Below are 17,682 nucleotides of genomic sequence, written 5' to 3' on the forward strand. Positions count from 1 at the left end.
ATGCGATAAGCGGAATGCGCTTACCCGAGCATGGTGCGGCACCATAGCGCCGCACCTTCCTGTTACTCAACCAGTCTCAACGTGTCACTTCTGCACGAAATGTGGTTGCAAGGACGTGTACAGTGCTCGGTACACATCATAGGTCTTTGCATAGATCGGGACATGTGATGGGTTCGGCGCATCGCTTGCATGCACGCGAATGCGAGCATCGCACGCAGAGACGATGTCCTCGAAACAGCCACTACCCACGCCCGCCAACAGTGCAGCACCAAAGGCCGGACCCTCGTTGGCCTCAACGGTGCACACGTCTTGTCCGAAGACGCCAGCCTGGATGGATCTCCATACCTCACTGCGAGCACCGCCGCCCGAAACGCGAATCTGTTCGACGGGAAGCCCAAGACCTGTGATCAACTCAAGGCAATCCCGCAAACTAAACGCCACACCTTCCATGATGGAACGCACAAAATGCGCTCGCCGATGGCGACCTGTGATGCCAAAGAACACGCCACGCGCGAGAGGGTTGAGATGTGGTGTGCGCTCGCCCATCAAATACGGCAGGAATACAAGCCCTTCGCTCCCTGGCGGCACCGAAGCAGCCTCGTCGCTCAGCAACTCATACACATCGCGACCAATCAACTCCGCCGTACTCCGCTCCAATTGTGCAAACTCGTTCCGATACCACTGCAACGAACCACCGGCTGCCTGCGTGACGCCCATGACGTGCCATGCCCCCGGCACCGCGTGACAAAACGTATGCAAACGTCCTTTCGGATCGCGCACGATCCCTTCGGCATAGGCGAACACAACTCCAGAGGTGCCAATGGTACTCGATACGACGCCCGGACGCACAATGCCATTGCCAATCGCACCAGCAGCTTGATCGCCGGCCCCAGCAACAACAGGTGTTCCCGCTACCAAACCCGTTGCTTGCGCGGCCTTCTCGTGCACACGGCCAGTCACCTCGACCGATTCATGCACAGTAGGCAACCATGAAAGCGGGATAGACAGGCGTTCGCACATCTCCTCCGACCACTTGCGGCCGGCGACATCCAACAGCAGGGTTCCAGAAGCGTCGGACACATCCGATGCAAATTCACCCGTCAGACGATACCGGATATAATCCTTAGGCAAAAGCACGCGGCGAATGCGACGATAATGCTCGGGCTCATGCTGACGTACCCAAAGCAACTTCGTTGCCGTAAAATTCGTCAACGCCGGATTCGCCACCAAATCGATGGTCTTCTCGAGGCCAATTTCGCTATGAATCCAATCGCACTGTTCCTGTGTGCGCTGATCGCTCCAAAGGATGGCTGGTCGAATGACCGCCCCATGCTCATCGAGCAGCACGAGGCTGTGCATTTGACCCGTCAGTCCAATACCACGCACATTACCCGGGTTTGCACCCGATTTCACAAACACGTCCTGTAGCGCCCGACACGTCTGTTCCCACCAAATCTCTGGATCCTGTTCGGCAAATAGGGGTTGCGGTTGCGACACGTCGTACGTGCGAGTCGACTGTGCAACCGTTCTGCCGTCGAGATCGGCCAGAACGACCTTGACACCCGACGTACCTACGTCGATCCCAATGAGCAAGGATTGCGTTGCCATCGCTATCATTCCACTTCAAGTAGGTACTGATTCAGTTTCGCAAGCAATACTTCCTGGCGTCCAGAACGCTCTGCCACAACGCGCTTGTCGATCACGTAGTCTTCCAGCGACTTGAGCGTCGCTTTACCTTCCACGATGTCCTTGCCAATGCCCTTCGTGTAGCTCTCGTAACGGTTGGCGATCTCGTTTTCGAACACGCCATCTTCGAGCAACTTGGCTGCTACCTTCAGGCCTCGAGCAAAGCTATCCATGCCCGCAATGTGTGCATAGAACAGATCGATAGGCGTCATTGAAGCCCTGCGCACCTTGGCGTCAAAGTTCAAGCCACCCGGTTGCAGGCCTCCATTTTTGAGAATCTCGTACATCGCAAGGGTCGTATCATACAAGTTGGTTGGAAACTCGTCGGTATCCCAGCCGAGCAAAGGATCGCCTTGGTTGGCATCAACGGAACCCAGCATGCCGTGCAAACGGCTCACCCGCAATTCATGCTGGAACGTGTGCCCTGCCAATGTCGCATGGTTGGCCTCAATATTCAACTTAAACCGATCTGCGAGTCCATACTTGAGCAAGAACGCGATGGTGGATTGAGCGTCGAAGTCGTATTGATGCTTCGTCGGCTCTTTCGGCTTTGGCTCAATCAAGAACTGACCGCGAAAACCGATTTCGTCTGCATAATCAGCCGCCATCTGCAATAGACGCGCTTGGTTGTCGAGTTCGAGCTGCATGTCGGTATTCAACAGCGTCTCATAACCTTCGCGACCGCCCCAGAAGACATAGTTCTCAGCACCCAGCTCACGAGCGATTTCCAGACTCTTTTTCACTTGGGCAGCAGCGTAAGCGAATACATCTGCATCCGGTGAAGTCGCAGCGCCATGCGCAAACCGAGGGTTAGAAAACATGTTCTGTGTGTTCCACAGCAACTTGACGCCGGTCGATTTCATATATTCCTTGATCATGCCGACGATCTCGTCCAAATTGCGGTTGCTTTCGCGCAAAGTGTCGCCTTCTGGCGCAATATCGCGATCATGGAAGCAAAAATACTCGACTCCGAGCTTTTCAAAAAACTCAAATGCCGCTTCTACGCGCTTTTTGGCCAAATCCATGCCAGTGTAGCCGTCCCAAGGGCGAATCATGTTGGCAAGGCCAAACGGATCGCTCCCTGGCAAGGTGAATGTGTGCCAGTAACTCACCGCAAAGCGAAGATGCTCGGCCATCGGCTTACCAAGCACAATTTCTTGAGGATTGTAGTACTTGAATGCGAGCAGATTGTCTGACTTTCTGCCTTCATAGGCAATACGGCTGACTTCCGGGAAGTACGTCGCCACGGGCCATCACCTTTCTTGACAAATAGTTTGTGCAACAAACTTATTTCATGCTAACAAAACGAGGGCCAGAATTCAATCAGAACTTCCAAAATCGCTTTCTCCCCATTGTATTGGCTTTCATCTGACGTATCGACAGCCGACGACATGAGGGGCTGAACACGCAAAAGGCACTTTTCACGAGCTCTATGGCGATGCGCCATAGACTGGTTGTGAAAAGTGCCTAATCGTAAGTACGCTGAACTATCCAACAACGATAGCTACATCCGTCATCACTTATGCGAGAATTTGCGTTCAGGCGACTTGCCTGGCACGATGGCACTCGCATATTCCAACTGAACGCGTGCGGTTTCGCGGCCAAAGACCAGAAACGGAATACTGAGTACCACAAGCGCCACGGCAATGCCGAGAAAAATAACGAGATCGCCACCCGCTTTGAGTACGAATGGGATGAAATAGGTGGTTACAATACCACTTAGTCCACGCGCAGCCATTTCAACAATGTAGACGCCGCGGCCACGCACGTCTGTCGGATACTGTTCTGCCACACAGAGCTTCGATACCGGAAAGATGCCAAGGCCGAAGAAAGCCGTCAGAAATCCGGCGGCAAACGCAATTGGCGCACTACCTGCAAATGCGAACAAAAGACAACCTATTGTCGCAAGGCCAACATATACCGCCAAGATTGCTTTGCGGCCAAACCTGTCAGATAGGTACCCCTGGCATACCGAGCCAAAGCCGGCGAGCAACATCATGATCCCCGTGTACAAAATCGAATTTGAAATGGCAACTCCGCGCGTTGCCAACAGTGTAGGGCCAAACACCTGCAAGATATAAAACAGGATGAGAGCCGCAGTCAGATGCATGATCACCATGGCCGTACGCCCCAAAAGAGGCCTGCGCACCAGCGCCTTCAGCGTATTCAACATATCATGCGGGGTCGCATCCAGCATTTCGGCGATCACGTCGTCGTGAAGTTTCTCATCGTGTGGTAAACTCGCCTCGTGTTCCAATGATTCCACAAGCTTTTGCACACGGCCAGCTTGCCCGCGTTCCAACAGGTAACGCGGCGACTCCGGAAGCCATAAGTAAATCGGAATCAACATGACCAGGGGAATGCCTCCGAGTAAAAACGGGACGCGCCACGCATAGTCGGCCGGGTAGTTGTGCAAGGCCCAAAGTGAAACGACACTCGGCACAATATAAGCAGCTGTGAGGATGCCATTCGCATATCCGACGCTGACTGCCCGCCGCCGATGTCCGGTAAACTCCGACAAAATCAAATATGGCATCGGCAGCACCGCCCCCTCGCCGACCCCTGCGAGAAGGCGAATCGCAAACAGCGACTCCACATTCGAGACGAGCGCGCCGAGCAACGTTAACACCGAGAACCACAGGATCCCAAACAGAATCACCTTACGTCGGCCAAACTTGTCCGCGATCATGCCCGACGGTAACATCCCAAGCACGATACCAACGGTCGAGGCAATCGCCAAGAGTCCGACCTGCCAGGACGCCAAATGCCAAGACTTCTCCAAAGTGGTCAACACCGGCCCGACGATCCCGATATCAAACGCCTCTGCTAACCAGACGAGCGAAAGTAAAAAGATGATGCCAACGACACGCGGTGTAAGCGGTATCCTATCCAGCCGCGTTAAAAGGTTCACTTCTGAGCGGTTTGCCAATGCTTGTCCTCCTTCAATGCACAACGACCCATCACAGTTCGTGAACCGTGATTTCACTGCGCACCAAAAATCGCAAATTGATGCCGGATTGTCCAATGCCTTTCGATATGTAAAACGGCCCTTTTGGACAGCGATGGCGCCCCTTGTAGACACCGGAACTGGCGAGGGGGCCCATCGGATTGAGCTGAAACAGGAACGGTACGTTAAACTGCTTCCCGTGCAAGTGGCCAGCAAACAAGCAATCAAAGCTGCGTGTGGCGACGACCGTATACGTGGGGTCATGCGTCATCACAATGACTGGAAGTGCGTCGTCAATCTGGTCAAACGCCCGCTCGTCACTATGCCGCGTGCAATAATCGTCGATGCCCACCAGGTTCATTCTGTCTAGAACCACAGTTTGATTGATGAGAACGGTCACGTCAAATGATTGCATCAATTCAATCAGACGCTGGACGCTTTGCAACCTGTAGTCGTGATTGCCGAGCACCGCATAGATCGGAACCCCAACTTCCTGCAGTGCGCGCAAAAACGGTACGAGTAACAATAGTGACTCATCTCTATCGACAAAATCACCTGTCAAGCAAACGAAATCAGGCTGTTCGGCCTTAAGAACAGCCTTCAGGCGGGAGGGTGGAATTCGGTTGCGCTCGATGTGGATGTCGCTGATTTGAACAATCTTCCTTTCGATTCCCAGGTTCCAATGCACACGCTCCACCTTAAGCCACTGTGTCGGGAGAACACTCGTCGCGTAGAACAACGCTCCAACGCCCGCCACAGCCGCCGCGCACCCGAATAGCACCGCAATCCCCCCATCATCGCTGCTGTCTTCTGTGATTCTGAGTCCATTGTATACGGAAACGCTGCTCCATGTGTGCCAACTGTCGACAAACGTCACAACCATCGCATCTCTGCAAGCGCTGTTGAAAAAGACGGCTTAGGGTTTCCGCAAAACTCGGCCAAAGCGCACCCGGGTCCAAGTCGTGCAGGACGACGCGGCGCGGGGAATGTCCAATTAAAGTTGCAATCGCGAGGTCCTCATTGTCAATGCCGTCCACATCGGATACAACCGCATCCATCGCTTCCCCGATTTCTCCCTCGCAAAGACCAAACCCATCCGCGTCCGCAATCCAGACAAAGTCGGGAGTTGTGAACACATGCAATTCCTCGTCTTGTATCACCTGTTCACTTAGCACTTCGCGCAGTCCTTCCACCAATCGCTCAAAATCCCTTTCACGACCGTCATGCTGCCATACGCGTTCGGTTTCGGCACGAAGCGCAGCGACTACTTCGCGCAGACGAAAACGAGCAAAGCCGTCTAGGGAGACGATTGCATCTCCTGTACAGAACGGTAGCAACTCCACCTGAACGCGCGAAAGCCAAGTCGCAAAGCTGGCATTGGCAAGTGACATCTTGCCCGCGACAAATTTGACGACAACGCGGTCCGCACAAAGCGCCATCTCACTGTCAAAGTCCCCTGCGCGCCGGATCCATTCACGCGCAATTTCCGTGCGCAACCAGTCGGTTAGTAGATAATGTGCAATGGTTTCTGCCACCTGTGGTGCAAACTGTGGCGGAAATATGCAAGTCAGAGATTCCATGGCCATATCGCCAAGCAGCACTTTTGCGCCTTCGAGTTGCTGCAACGAGCTGGCCAAGCCTGGGAACGCATGCGTAGCACTCACGGTCAACCTGTGCACGTTCACCAGTCCCTCCATCGCGAATCCCGATCGCGAATTGACGGTGTCTGCGACGCACCGCGCCAATATTCATTGCCAATCCGTATTACGGATGATTACGGATGCAAAAAAGCCGTCAACGCATGTACGTCGACGGCTTCGTTTGGTGCGGCTGACAGGAATCGAACCTGTGACCCCCACCGTGTCAAGGTGGTGCTCTCCCTCTGAGCTACAGCCGCAAATCGCGGACAGGCACATATGTTAGCAACAGAGAGTCCGAATGTCAACAGGCGTTCCACAATCTCGTCTTCCCGCGTTCGCGACGACCGTCTGTTGTAACCTACACGCCTGGCACCAAAATCGTATAGGCTACAGCTTGCACGGCCGCAATTCAGGCATCTGCCACAGTGGATGTAGGTAACTGCGCCAGACGGTTCCACAGGTGTGGCGCCACGCGCGCTAGATTGACTGGTCGCATCGATTCGTTCGCCACGAATGCATGCTTAGTTTGCCCCGCCGCGCTCAACTCTCCATCCGCTGTCAAAACTTCGTAAGCAAAACATAAGCGCGTCCGCGACAGTTCCAACAGCCGAGCTGAAACTTCGATTTGATCCTCGGCTCGCAGCGCACGCGCGTAATGACAAGAGACGTCCGTCACCACGACCGTGATGCCTGCATCGTGGAAATCAGTCATATAGCGAATTCCGTTTGCTGAAAGAAAGTGCATGCGCGCGATGGAAAACCAATCGATAAACGATGGATGATACACAATACCAGCGGGATCGCATTCCCCCCAGCGCACTTCCAAAGCCGTTGTCACACGTTCAGGCATGTCGATTCCTCCATTGCGCGCCAGGTAAGCCCGGCCATGTCCCCTCATTGTAGCAAACTTGAGAGGGCACCTCACTACGCGACCTCGACCTTAGCCTCCTAGTTGCTCGGCCGTGCATACCCATCAGAAGCCATCTGTGGTGAATCGGAGACGGGCACACTCGCACCATTCGGAGATTCTTGGTCGCTCACAGGCTCACTGCCCACCTTGACAGCGGTGCCAGACGTGGCCGTTTCGCCACCCGGTTGCACCGTACTGCTCGCTTGACCCGACGGAAGAGCGCTCGTTTTCGCATGCGACATAAATACGGAGATGACCGTAACGATAGATGCAACGGCATTGGCAATCGCATTGATCTCTGGATTTGTGATGACGTGTAAGCCAAGCGCGTCTGTGATCAATTTCGCGGCGCCGAGCAAACCGATGACCAGGGTTGTCAATCGCTTGGTTTGCGCCAGCTGTACCAGCGCTTGCAACACTTTCGAAATCCCCATGTTTCATCACCTCACTGTCGTTGTTCATATATTCCAGATGCAGACAACCTGTCGCGGCGGCGACAGGCAGTTGGTGAAACCCACCAAGACAACCGTTCAAGAAAATAGGTTAGACTGGGATCTAACAATGTTCTTGACTTGGAAGGAGCTCTCTTCATGCGCGTGCCACATCAGGCCGTCGCGATCGCGCTGACGGCAGGCGTTTTCGTCCAGCCTATTTCCACCTTATTCCCAACCACAGTCTTCGGTGCCACGGAGCCAGCGCAAGTCGTGGCAGAGGCTATTGCGACACAAAAGACCTCATTTTCCGTAAACTTGCCGATGCAGCAGACGGAAGCACTCGTCAAGACGAGCTTGCAACAGCAACCCTATTTCGCGCAGCTGTATTCCAACATGAACTACGAATCGGATGGAACCACCACTCGCGTCACCATCGCGTGGCTACAATCAGCAGCACAGACCAGAGCGTTGGATCAATCGATCCGCAACACGGAACGCACGCTGCTGCGCCCTGGGATGAGCGACTTCGACAAAGAGTGGGTCATTCATAACTGGATTGTGGAACATGTCAGATACGACACGTCGCTTAAGCGGTACACACCGTACGATGCCTTTCAAGGTTCGGCCGTGTGTCAAGGTATAGCTGCGCTCACCTACAGGATGATGTCGTTCGCCGGCATCCCCGTACGCTTCGTCGATGGCACGGCGGGCGGCGGATCGCACCTGTGGAACGAGGTCAAAATTGGAGGGCATTGGTATCAACTCGATGTCACGTGGGACGATCCGATTGGTGGTGGAAATCGCCCCAGCTACCTGTACTACAACCTGACAAACGCACAGATGGCCGCCACCCACTCGTGGGATGAATCTGGCTTGCCCCAAGCAACGACAGATTTTGCTCAAGTCGTCAAATCGCTAAGTCGAGGCTCCTCGGATCCAGTTCTGCGCACCATTGCAAACAACCCAACCGTCATGGCGGAATTTCAGGAGAAGGTGAACAGTCAGACCATCGGCGATGCGATAGCCCGTCACATTGCCCAGGGCGACACGCAGTTTACTGTGGAGTTTGCGGGCTCGGCGGAGGCGCTGGCGAAAGCGATGGCAGGGTTGCGATTAAGTGGCTTTCAGTCGATGTCATACACGTATTCACAAAGCCGCCTTCCTGGCTACCAAGCGGTACAAGTGACACTCCAATACTAACGTTGTACTTGGGGGATTTTGCAAGGCGCAACCGTCGCGATTTATAATTGTCCTGTTAGATACAGATATGGAGGGACAGAACATGGCACAATCACTACAAGGCATGCATGCCATTATAACCGGTGCAGGCAAAGGCATTGGCCGCAGCATTGCGGAACACCTGGCGAAAGCCGGAGTCAACTTGGGCCTGATTGCACGTACGCAATCGGATCTTGACGACGTTGCCAAGACCTTGCAGTCTCTTTCCAACGTTCAAGTATTTACCGCCCAGGCGGACGTCGGCGAACGTGAACAAATTGAAAAAGCCATCGCCACACTCACGGAACAACTTGGCGCAGTCGACATTCTCATCAACAATGCAGGGACCGCCACGTTTGGCACCGTGATCGATATGCCTGTCGAAGAATGGGAACGTATGATTCGCGTCAATCTGCTTGGCACCTATTACGCAACGCGAGCCGTCCTGCCACACATGATTGAGCGCAACGGTGGCAATATCCTGAACATCAGTTCGACGGCTGGTGAGCGCGGTTCGGCTACCACCTCTGCCTACTCGGCGTCGAAATTCGGGGTAATGGGCTTTACAGAGTCTCTCATGTACGAAGTGCGTAAACACAATATCCGCGTCATGGCGCTTACACCTAGCACCGTCAATACGGAACTGGCTCGGGCTGCGGGACTCAAAATCGGTGATGAAAGCCATCAGATGCAGCCGGAGGACATCGCGGAGCTCGTTACGTCGATACTGCAACTGCCACCCCGCGTGGTTGTAAAAACCGCAAGTATCATCATGACCAACCCGCAATAATGAGAAGGGCTGGAGCGTGAAGCAGCGCCAGCCCTTTTCTTTTATATGTATGTCTCATGTCATGAGGAAGTATTGTTGCCGAAAATGCGGTTATTCACAGAGCTGTTGCCCATCGAACTGTTGCCCATCGAACTGTTGCCCATCGAACTGTTGCCCATCGAACTGTTGCCCATCGAACTGTTACTCATCGAGCTGTTGAGCGTTTGATTTGTACTCTCACCAATGAAATTTTGGCTTTCCTGCCCCATCGGTCCACAGCCTGCCAATCCTATCACTGTTACTCCCAGTAGTATGAACATGCGCCTTCTCAACAGTAAAAAATCCCCCTTTGTGCTTTCATACGATTGTGGTTATACTTTCCATGCATGCACAAACGCATGTATAAGTTGTCGAATTTGGTTTGATTGCGTTGAAAAACGCCGAACCACATTTGGGAGGTATACCGTTGCACCCTGCTGTTAGACGCTTTCCACTTTCTGTACAGCACGTCTTTGCTATGTTTGGCGCTACCGTGCTGGTGCCAATCCTGACCGGGTTGAATCCAGGCGCCACGCTCATCGCCAGCGGTGTGGGCACACTGCTGTTCCACCTGATCACACGCGGTAAAGTTCCGGCGTACTTAGGCTCATCGTTTGCATTCATCGCACCACTGACACTTTACGTGACGAAGCACCACACACCGAATCAAGCAGTCACCGGACTTATCAGCGTATCTATCGTGTATGGCGTGTTTTCCGCACTAATTGCGGCAATTGGGTTTAACCGCGTCAAGCGCCTTATTCCCTCGGTCGTCGTCGGCCCTGTGGTGGCCATCATCGGCTTGTCCCTGGCAGGCACGGCCGTAGCGACCGATGCATCGACCCACTGGGACGTGGCCATCGTCAGTCTTGCGGCCGCCATCATAAGTGCCGTCGCTGGCCCAAGGCAACTACGTATCATTCCTATCCTCGTCGGCATTGTGGTCGGCTACGTTTACGCCATCGCCCGCGGCCTCGTGCATTTTGGCAACGCCAGTGCGTCGCCATGGGTACAGTTCCCGTCGTTTCACGCACCAGCGTTCAGCTGGCAAGTCGTTCTCGCCATGGCCCCCATCGCACTCGTAACGATGGTTGAGGATTTGGGTCACATGTTTGTATTGAATGAAATTATCGATCGCGACGTCACACAAGACCCTGGCTTCTCGTCCATCCTGCTTGGCAATGGCGTGGCAACCCTCATCTCCGCACTGATTGGTGGTCCAGCCGAAACGACCTATGCAGAAAATCTAGGCGTCCTGGCGATGACTCGCCAATTTTCAAGCCGCATCATTCAAGGTGCGGCCGTGATCGCCATTCTGCTTGGCTTGTTCGGCAAGTTCAACGCTGTCATTCAGTCCATTCCAGCGGCTGTGGTCGGCGGCATCGGCATTTTGCTGTACGGCATGATCGCGGCGATGGGCATCCGTCACATGATTGAGGCAAAAGTCGACCTCACAAACACGAAAAACCTCATTGTCGTCGCCGTCATTTTCATTATCGGTATCGGGGCCAAGAATAATGGTATTGCCATCGCGACCATTGTAGGTCTCGCCATCTATTGGCTGTTGCCGGACCGAACACAGACCGGGGCCGAAGATGGTGGACAAGCAGCGCACCGTAGCTAACCGCACGATCGCGATAAAAAAGCCGCTGCCAACTCAAGCAGCGGCAAATATGGAAACCCAGGGGGAATGGAAGGGTTTGAGCTCATAGTACACATTCAAGATTGAATTGCCCTTGAATATCTTAGCCTTCCCAAAAAAAGACCACCGCTTACCGCAGTGGCCAAAGGATGTATTCTAGGGGGTTTCAGGGGGGTTCCGCAAGAAGAATGATATCAGCCGCAAATTGAAACAACCTCGAAATCAGCCAAGAACGCTCGCTTTCTTATCTGTGCAAGGCCAACTCCACGATTTTAATAACCAGCATAACGACGGCAATCAAAAGATATCCGCGCAACGTCATCATGGCCAGCTTTTTCATGGGTGACCAAGATGCCTTCGGCAGTTCATGTACCGGAGGCATCTGCCATGCGTGGCGATCCGCTTTGTCGACAAACGGCGCCTGTGCAACCCCCTTTCGCCGCTTGCCCAGCATGACAATGGAGGCAACGAACAAACCCACCAAGAGCACGCCTGCGGCCACAAGACTGAGGAAGCGGACATCGACATTCGGAAAAAATGTCGTGACGGCGAGAATCAGTGACAACATCACAAGCACACCGACGATCAGGATGCTGATGGCGTTTAGCCACGGGCGGTTAACCCACGGCCCCAAAACATCGCGATCGTTACATAACAGCAACAAAAAGACGGTCGCACTCGGCAACAAAATGCCCGCGAGGGCCTGCACGCCAGTCGTGATTAGCCCTAACGGTGCGTGCGGAATCACGACGATTCCTGCCGCTACCGCGATAATTACGGCATAGATCAAGTAGAACGAAAGCCCTTCTTTCACGCTCCTGTGCAGAGAGTGCTCCGTCCCAAACACATCGCCAAACGCATATGACGTCGACAATGTAACAGCGGCAGCGCCAATCAGCGATGCATTAAGCAGGATAATCGCGAACAAATCACCTGCCGCTTGACCAACATATTGCGAAAGCCCTTGGATCACACCTCCGGCATCAACGAAGTGACCCGCCAGGGTTGTACCGTGAAACGCAAATGCAGTGCAAGCCATGATGGCAGCAGCACCGATGACAACGACTACCGATCCGATGACCGTATCAGTTCGCTCATAGGCCATCCATCGCGACGTCAATCGCTTGTCGATCACGTTGGACTGCTGGAAGAAGAGCTGCCAGGGCGCCACCGTGGTCCCCACAATACCGATGATGAGCAGCATCGCATTTGACGTAAAGCCACCTGCAACGCCCGGCACGACGAATCCCTTGAAAACAGAACCAGCCTCCGGGTGACTCATGAAAGCGAGCGGAATCACCAAAAAATTTGCGACAACCATTACATACATAAACCGTTCCCAACGCCGAAAGCTTCCGGTAACCGTCATCGCGACGAGTAAAACACCCGCCAAAACGACGGAAATGAGTGGCGAAACACCGAAGTGCGCCATCGCCTCGCGAACGCCGATGAACTCTGTGACAATCGTCAGGATGTTAAGAATGAATAAATCGATGACCGAGAAAGCACCCCAAAACTTGCCGAAACGCTCGAAAATCAGTTTCGCATGCCCAACGCGCGTGACAAGCCCAAGGCGTACCACCATTTCTTGATTGACGATGAGTACGGGCACGAGCAACAACAATACCCACAGCAAACTGGTTCCATAATTCTGCCCGGCTTGTGCATATGTCGATACGCCGCCAGCATCGTTGTCGCCGACCATGACAATTAGCCCAGGTCCCATAATGGTCAACAAGGTCAATAGCCGCGTCTTCCAACCTTTGTGTAATTCCGTATCATGAACGCGCAGAGTGCCAAATGCACCATGGATATCACCCGGACCATTTTGCGCAACATCGTGTTCTTGCCATGCCAAATTTTTGCTCACGACAATCGACCCCTTTCAAACAGTGGTAGAAGGGACAGTACACCCCCATATGCGATTCGACACACGCCGTTCCGTTGCGTAAACACCTGGGACTAGGGCCTATATCCACAACTACCACCTCCTCCGGGATCAAAAATTCCCCCTAAGCATGAGCCCAGAGGGAATCACCATTGCACACCAAAATCTTGCAACTTATAAATCCCCCTAGTTGAGCTTTAGCACTATGCGACGTAGAGTTGTCCACTCAGCCACGTTGAGTAAAGCCTTAAGCCGGCCATACCTGTTCTACCCATTGGCGTCTTTCGACGTTTCCGGGCAGTGGCTTATGTTCACATAGACGCCTCGCCTAACGAGGACGTATGCACTTGTAAAGCGTATGAATCGACTGCTGTATTGGCCACGGGCCATTGACCCGTATATCAATCCAAAATGCAATCCCCACCTGTTGTACCACCTGTCGTGTCAGGTGTCAACGCAAAAAATTGTGATTGCTTCAACGGCTAGATTTCACCTTGAAGGCCATCCTAGATGTTCGATCGCACTTTGAACTGGGATGTGAGATTGATGCGCAACGAATTCGAACACAAGTGGATTCCTTTAACTTCGCTTGTCAGCGGACACCCCATGCAGGTGGTGAATGATGTCCTTTTTTTAACCACCCAAATCGTCAACGTAATCTACGTCGATAGCGGGCGCGATACTGGAGAATTCACGCTCATTGACGCTGGCGTTCCCAACACCGCCCAGGAGATCATCGACTTGGCCGAACGCCACTTCGGATCCCATGCGCAGCCAAATGCGCTCATTTTAACACATGGCCATTTCGATCACGTGGGATCTATTCTCGAACTCATTGACCATTGGGGTATGCCTGTATACGCCCACCAGGACGAGCTACCTTTTCTACAGGGTAGGGCCGATTATCCCCCCGCTGATCCGGGAGCGGCAAACGGCCTGATTGCCAAACTTTCGCCGACATTCCCCAACCAAGGCATTGATCTCGACGATCACGTGCAGGCGCTTCCCGAAGACTGTTCGATTCCAGGTATGCCTGATTGGCGTTGGATCCATACTCCCGGGCATACACCCGGACACATTTCAATATTTCGCGAGCGGGATCGGACACTGATTGCCGGAGACGCCATCACAACTGTGCAGCAAGAATCACTGTATGATGTGTTCACGCAAAAACGGGAGCTTCACGGGCCACCAGCCTATTTCACAACGGATTGGGAGCGTGCGCGGCAATCTGTACAAACCATTGCAGCATTAGAGCCGCAAGTGGTCATCACGGGCCATGGCCTGCCCGTGTATGGGGCCGAATTGGCAGATGGTTTGCGGGAGTTGGCGGAGCATTTTCAGGATTGGGAAGTTCCCAAAGATAGCCGGAACATGCATTGACGCATTGATCATACTAATCCCTGATTCGCATGACTCGGCAAAACGGCAGACACTTGCTTCGCAACACAACAAAAGGACTTCGGGAAGCTCCCGAAGTCCCTTGTCAACTCTGGTGCCGAGAACCGGACTCGAACCGGTACGGGGTTACCCCCGGCAGATTTTAAGTCTGCTGCGTCTGCCAATTCCGCCACCCCGGCGCATCATACATCTACTATACTACGAACTTAGCGATTGTTCAAACCCTGTTTACGCTTCACATTCCCCCGTTTCCACTGCCTGTTGCAACCTCTCCAGCGCGGCTGACACCTCACCTAATCTATCCTTCCCTGCAGACACCTGCTCATGTACTTCATGGGCGCACACTTCCAACCCCCGTACAATCTGTTGGACTTTCGCAGCCTTTCCCACAAACGATTTCGACGCCCTGGCCATCCGCTCCGACCATTTCCACAAGTCACCCACAACCGTCTCAAGACCGTGTAGCTCTGACCGGGTACGTGCCGCCTCGACGCTGAGCGTCAACGCAATCCGCCGCATCGCCAAAGACGCATCGGCAATGGAATTGAATGCATCTCGCAAACTTGTGCATAAATGCCCTAAACGCAGAATATCGGTCGTAAGCGCGTCCACAGCATCCGGCCACTCTTCAAAATCCTCCATCAGCGGCTCGAGAAGCGTCATGGCGTCATGGATCTCTAACTGGATAGAATGCAGCCATCCAGGCTCGGGATTTTGAACCAACAGAAATCACCCGCCCTCGATACAAATGATCAACCGACACGGAATTGTTCGATAATTCGGGTGGATTTCCTTTTTATTCGCGCGTCTTTCCGTCCTGAAGATCATCATGGCGAAGACGTTCGAGCTGTTCCAAGCTGCGTAAAAGCCGTTCCAATTGATTCAGTTTTCCCTCTATGCGATGAAGATGGCTTTGCATGTCGTCGATTTCTTGCTCGGCTTTGTAGTTGATGGCAAAGTCGATAATCGATTCATGCTTGTCCCTCGCAGCTTGCCGGTTTTGGCTCATCATGATGATGGGCGCTTGAAATGCAGCAATAAACGAAAGACACAGATTCAACAAAATGAAAGGCGGCTTATCAAAATGATACCGTGCCGTATACGGAATGGTGTTCCACACCATCCACGCCGCCAGGATGCCACCAAAAATCATAAGAAATGTCCAACTACCGCCAAATGATGCAATGCGATCCGCCAGCTTGTCCGCCCATCGGGTCTTGCTGACATACTCTTCATCGATCTGCGAGAGGATGTTCTCTTCGTACATGTTGACGAGGCGAGCGATACGCCGGGCATCCCCCTCGTTGATCGGAATGTCGAAGCCTTCAAGGTTCATGTTGTCCTGGCGCGAGTCGGAAGAGTGGACGTAATAGTAGCGTTTGCCCATATTCACGCCTCCTCCTGCGCAATCTGCAACTCCATACTATTCTGTCGAGCCAACATGGGCAAGGGGACCCGGATAATTTTATCACGGATGGAACAAGATCGTGATATGTGCAGATGAGGTTGGGTGTTGACATTCCGATGAACGTACATTGGTTGATGACCATTGCAGCAACAACATTCACATTTGTAATCTTACTGATGCTCGTACGATGGATCGGTGAAACGCAGATCAGCCAAGCTACATACTTCAATTGGGTCGCCGGAGCGTGCATGGGCAACATCGCAGCAAACATGATCACGGCTGGTGGCTGGCAACCTTTGATCACGGGTGCCGTTCAACTTTTTTTCTTCTCAGCGGTCACCATAGCTGCGGCGTATTTGTCGCTGAAAAGCAGGCGCTTTCGGAAAATCGCAACAGGGGAACCGATCGTACTTGTGCACCGTGGGCAGTACATCCTTAAACACATGAAGAGAAGCAAAATTGATCTTGATCTCCTGCAGCAGATGTTGCGAGAACAAGGCTATTTTGACTACCGCAAGGTGGAATACGCCATCCTGGAGCCCACCGGAAGCCTCAGTGTCTTACCGAAGTCTGATCGCGAAGACAAAGTCGACGTGACTCCTTCAAATCCCGAAGCCGAGCAGCGGCAGCAAACCAATCATATAAAATAGCCACGAATGAACCATTACACCGATTGCTAATGTGCTACAGTCTCCTACAAGTTCCTTGACAACCACACCTCTGCGCTGGGAGACGATGCACATGCCAATGATTGACCTTCCGTATGAAGAATTGCTGAACTATCGAGGGCGCAATCCGCGGCCAAACGACTTCGACGCATATTGGGAACGCGGACTTGCGGAAATGAAGGAGGTCGATGCCAAACTCGAGATTGTACCCAATTCGTTCTCTACATCACAGGTCGAGTGTTTCGACCTTTACTTTACTGGCGTCAAGGGCGCCCGCATTCATGCACTGTATGCCCGCCCGCGCCACGCAACAACACCGCACCCGGCCATTCTGCAATTTCACGGCTACAAAGGGCACGCAGGCGATTGGTTGGACAAGATGGCCTATGCTGCACACGGTTTCACGGTCGTTGCCATGAATTGTCGCGGGCAAGGCGGACATTCGCAAGACACGCACCCTGTCCGCGGCATGACAAGCAGTGGCCACGTCGTTCGCGGCCTGGAGGACCATCCCGACAATCTGTACTTTCGCCAAGTCTTCCTCGACACAGCACAACTGGCCAACATCGTAATGAACCTGCCCGAGGTCGACCCGGATTTAGTCGGCGTCACTGGCTGGTCACAAGGCGGCGCTTTAACCGTAGCCTGTGCTGCACTGGAACCGCGGATCCGGCGTGCCGCCCCCGTCTATCCATTCCTAAGCGATTATCTTCGCGTATGGGAGATGGACTTTGGCGGCGTTCACGAAGAGCTCATCCAATACTTTCGCAACCGCGATCCGTTACACGCCAATCGCGATCTCATATTTGAAAAGTTGGGTTATATCGATATTCAGCATCTAGCGGACCGCATTAAAGCAGAGGTACTGTGGGGTATCGGCTTAATGGACAAAGTATGCCCACCCTCGACACAATTTGCGGCGTACAACCGCATTCGCAGCCCCAAAAGAATGGTGGTGTACCCGGACTTTCAGCACGAGTGGCTGCCAGGCATGAACGACGCTATCTTCGAGTGGATGCTGTCGATGTAACT

17 protein-coding genes, 2 tRNA genes and 1 riboswitch are annotated in these 17,682 nt (G+C 53.3%); of the genes, 7 read left to right on the forward strand and 12 right to left on the reverse strand.

Annotated features, from left to right (window positions below):
* Positions 1–84: 84 nt before the first annotated feature.
* From xylB to BLU70_RS00595, 8 genes are all read right to left on the reverse strand, one after another.
* Positions 85–1,617: a xylulokinase gene (xylB, locus tag BLU70_RS00560; RefSeq protein ID WP_006447987.1), complete on the reverse strand. Its 1,533-nt coding sequence runs from the start codon at positions 1,615–1,617 to the stop codon at positions 85–87.
* Positions 1,614–2,933 carry a xylose isomerase gene (gene xylA, locus BLU70_RS00565; RefSeq protein WP_006447988.1) on the reverse strand — a complete coding sequence of 440 codons (1,320 nt, stop codon included), beginning with the start codon at positions 2,931–2,933 and terminating at the stop codon, positions 1,614–1,616. The genes xylB and xylA overlap by 4 nt, the downstream gene beginning before the upstream one ends.
* A 269-nt stretch (positions 2,934–3,202) precedes the next feature.
* Positions 3,203–4,615 carry an MFS transporter gene (locus tag BLU70_RS00570; protein WP_074691206.1) on the reverse strand — a complete coding sequence of 471 codons (1,413 nt, stop codon included), beginning with the start codon at positions 4,613–4,615 and terminating at the stop codon, positions 3,203–3,205.
* A 31-nt stretch (positions 4,616–4,646) separates the two neighbouring features.
* On the reverse strand, positions 4,647–5,414 hold the full coding sequence (locus tag BLU70_RS00575) for a metallophosphoesterase (RefSeq protein WP_074691208.1): 768 nt from the start codon (positions 5,412–5,414) through the stop codon (positions 4,647–4,649).
* A gap of 13 nt (positions 5,415–5,427) precedes the next feature.
* A complete protein-coding gene (gene ytxC / locus BLU70_RS00580) occupies positions 5,428–6,318 on the reverse strand; it encodes a sporulation protein YtxC (RefSeq protein WP_074691209.1) in 891 nt (296 codons plus the stop codon).
* Positions 6,319–6,455: 137 nt separating this feature from the next.
* A tRNA-Val gene (locus BLU70_RS00585) sits at positions 6,456–6,530 on the reverse strand.
* Positions 6,531–6,682: 152 nt separating this feature from the next.
* Positions 6,683–7,123 carry an acyl-CoA thioesterase gene (locus BLU70_RS00590; protein ID WP_006447994.1) on the reverse strand — a complete coding sequence of 147 codons (441 nt, stop codon included), beginning with the start codon at positions 7,121–7,123 and terminating at the stop codon, positions 6,683–6,685.
* A 98-nt stretch (positions 7,124–7,221) separates the two neighbouring features.
* A complete protein-coding gene (locus BLU70_RS00595; RefSeq protein ID WP_074691211.1) occupies positions 7,222–7,617 on the reverse strand; it encodes a hypothetical protein in 396 nt (131 codons plus the stop codon).
* Between the two features lie 156 nt (positions 7,618–7,773).
* Here BLU70_RS00595 and BLU70_RS00600 point away from each other — a divergent pair, with 156 nt between their 5' ends.
* From BLU70_RS00600 to BLU70_RS00610, 4 genes are all read left to right on the forward strand, one after another.
* Positions 7,774–8,817: a transglutaminase domain-containing protein gene (locus tag BLU70_RS00600; protein WP_074691213.1), complete on the forward strand. Its 1,044-nt coding sequence runs from the start codon at positions 7,774–7,776 to the stop codon at positions 8,815–8,817.
* Between the two features lie 82 nt (positions 8,818–8,899).
* Positions 8,900–9,625 carry a 3-ketoacyl-ACP reductase gene (locus BLU70_RS00605; protein ID WP_040290628.1) on the forward strand — a complete coding sequence of 242 codons (726 nt, stop codon included), beginning with the start codon at positions 8,900–8,902 and terminating at the stop codon, positions 9,623–9,625.
* Between the two features lie 75 nt (positions 9,626–9,700).
* Positions 9,701–9,832 carry a hypothetical protein gene (locus tag BLU70_RS14860; protein ID WP_276326105.1) on the forward strand — a complete coding sequence of 44 codons (132 nt, stop codon included), beginning with the start codon at positions 9,701–9,703 and terminating at the stop codon, positions 9,830–9,832.
* A gap of 238 nt (positions 9,833–10,070) precedes the next feature.
* Complete coding sequence (locus BLU70_RS00610) at positions 10,071–11,267, forward strand: uracil-xanthine permease family protein (protein ID WP_100218694.1); 1,197 nt, start codon at positions 10,071–10,073, stop codon at positions 11,265–11,267.
* Positions 11,268–11,529: 262 nt separating this feature from the next.
* Here BLU70_RS00610 and BLU70_RS00615 read toward each other — a convergent pair whose 3' ends face one another.
* Entirely contained in the window at positions 11,530–13,155 is a 1,626-nt protein-coding gene (locus tag BLU70_RS00615; RefSeq protein ID WP_006448001.1) for an Nramp family divalent metal transporter, read from the reverse strand.
* 194 nt (positions 13,156–13,349) lie between these two features.
* Positions 13,350–13,516: riboswitch (M-box (ykoK) riboswitch) on the reverse strand.
* Between the two features lie 203 nt (positions 13,517–13,719).
* Between BLU70_RS00615 and BLU70_RS00620 the strand changes: the two genes are divergently transcribed.
* Entirely contained in the window at positions 13,720–14,556 is an 837-nt protein-coding gene (locus tag BLU70_RS00620; RefSeq protein WP_074691320.1) for an MBL fold metallo-hydrolase, read from the forward strand.
* Positions 14,557–14,666: 110 nt separating this feature from the next.
* On the opposite strand, the gene BLU70_RS00625 is transcribed toward BLU70_RS00620, so the two are convergent.
* The 3 genes from BLU70_RS00625 to BLU70_RS00635 all read right to left on the reverse strand — a co-directional run bounded on the left by BLU70_RS00625 (position 14,667) and on the right by BLU70_RS00635 (position 15,961).
* Positions 14,667–14,753 (reverse strand) — tRNA-Leu (locus BLU70_RS00625).
* Positions 14,754–14,802: 49 nt separating this feature from the next.
* A complete protein-coding gene (locus BLU70_RS00630) occupies positions 14,803–15,297 on the reverse strand; it encodes a hypothetical protein (protein WP_074691217.1) in 495 nt (164 codons plus the stop codon).
* A 73-nt stretch (positions 15,298–15,370) separates the two neighbouring features.
* Complete coding sequence (locus tag BLU70_RS00635; RefSeq protein ID WP_006448003.1) at positions 15,371–15,961, reverse strand: DUF1003 domain-containing protein; 591 nt, start codon at positions 15,959–15,961, stop codon at positions 15,371–15,373.
* A 137-nt stretch (positions 15,962–16,098) separates the two neighbouring features.
* Between BLU70_RS00635 and BLU70_RS00640 the strand changes: the two genes are divergently transcribed.
* Together BLU70_RS00640 and BLU70_RS00645 are read left to right on the forward strand one after the other, a co-directional pair.
* Positions 16,099–16,632 (forward strand): DUF421 domain-containing protein, encoded by a 534-nt coding sequence (locus BLU70_RS00640; protein ID WP_157785489.1) that lies wholly within the window; start codon positions 16,099–16,101, stop codon positions 16,630–16,632.
* Positions 16,633–16,723: 91 nt separating this feature from the next.
* Positions 16,724–17,680, forward strand: a complete 957-nt coding sequence (locus tag BLU70_RS00645; RefSeq protein ID WP_040290634.1) for an acetylxylan esterase — start codon at positions 16,724–16,726, stop codon at positions 17,678–17,680.
* Positions 17,681–17,682 lie beyond the last annotated feature (2 nt).

Source organism: Alicyclobacillus hesperidum (assembly GCF_900107035.1).
GTDB lineage: Bacteria > Bacillota > Bacilli > Alicyclobacillales > Alicyclobacillaceae > Alicyclobacillus > Alicyclobacillus hesperidum.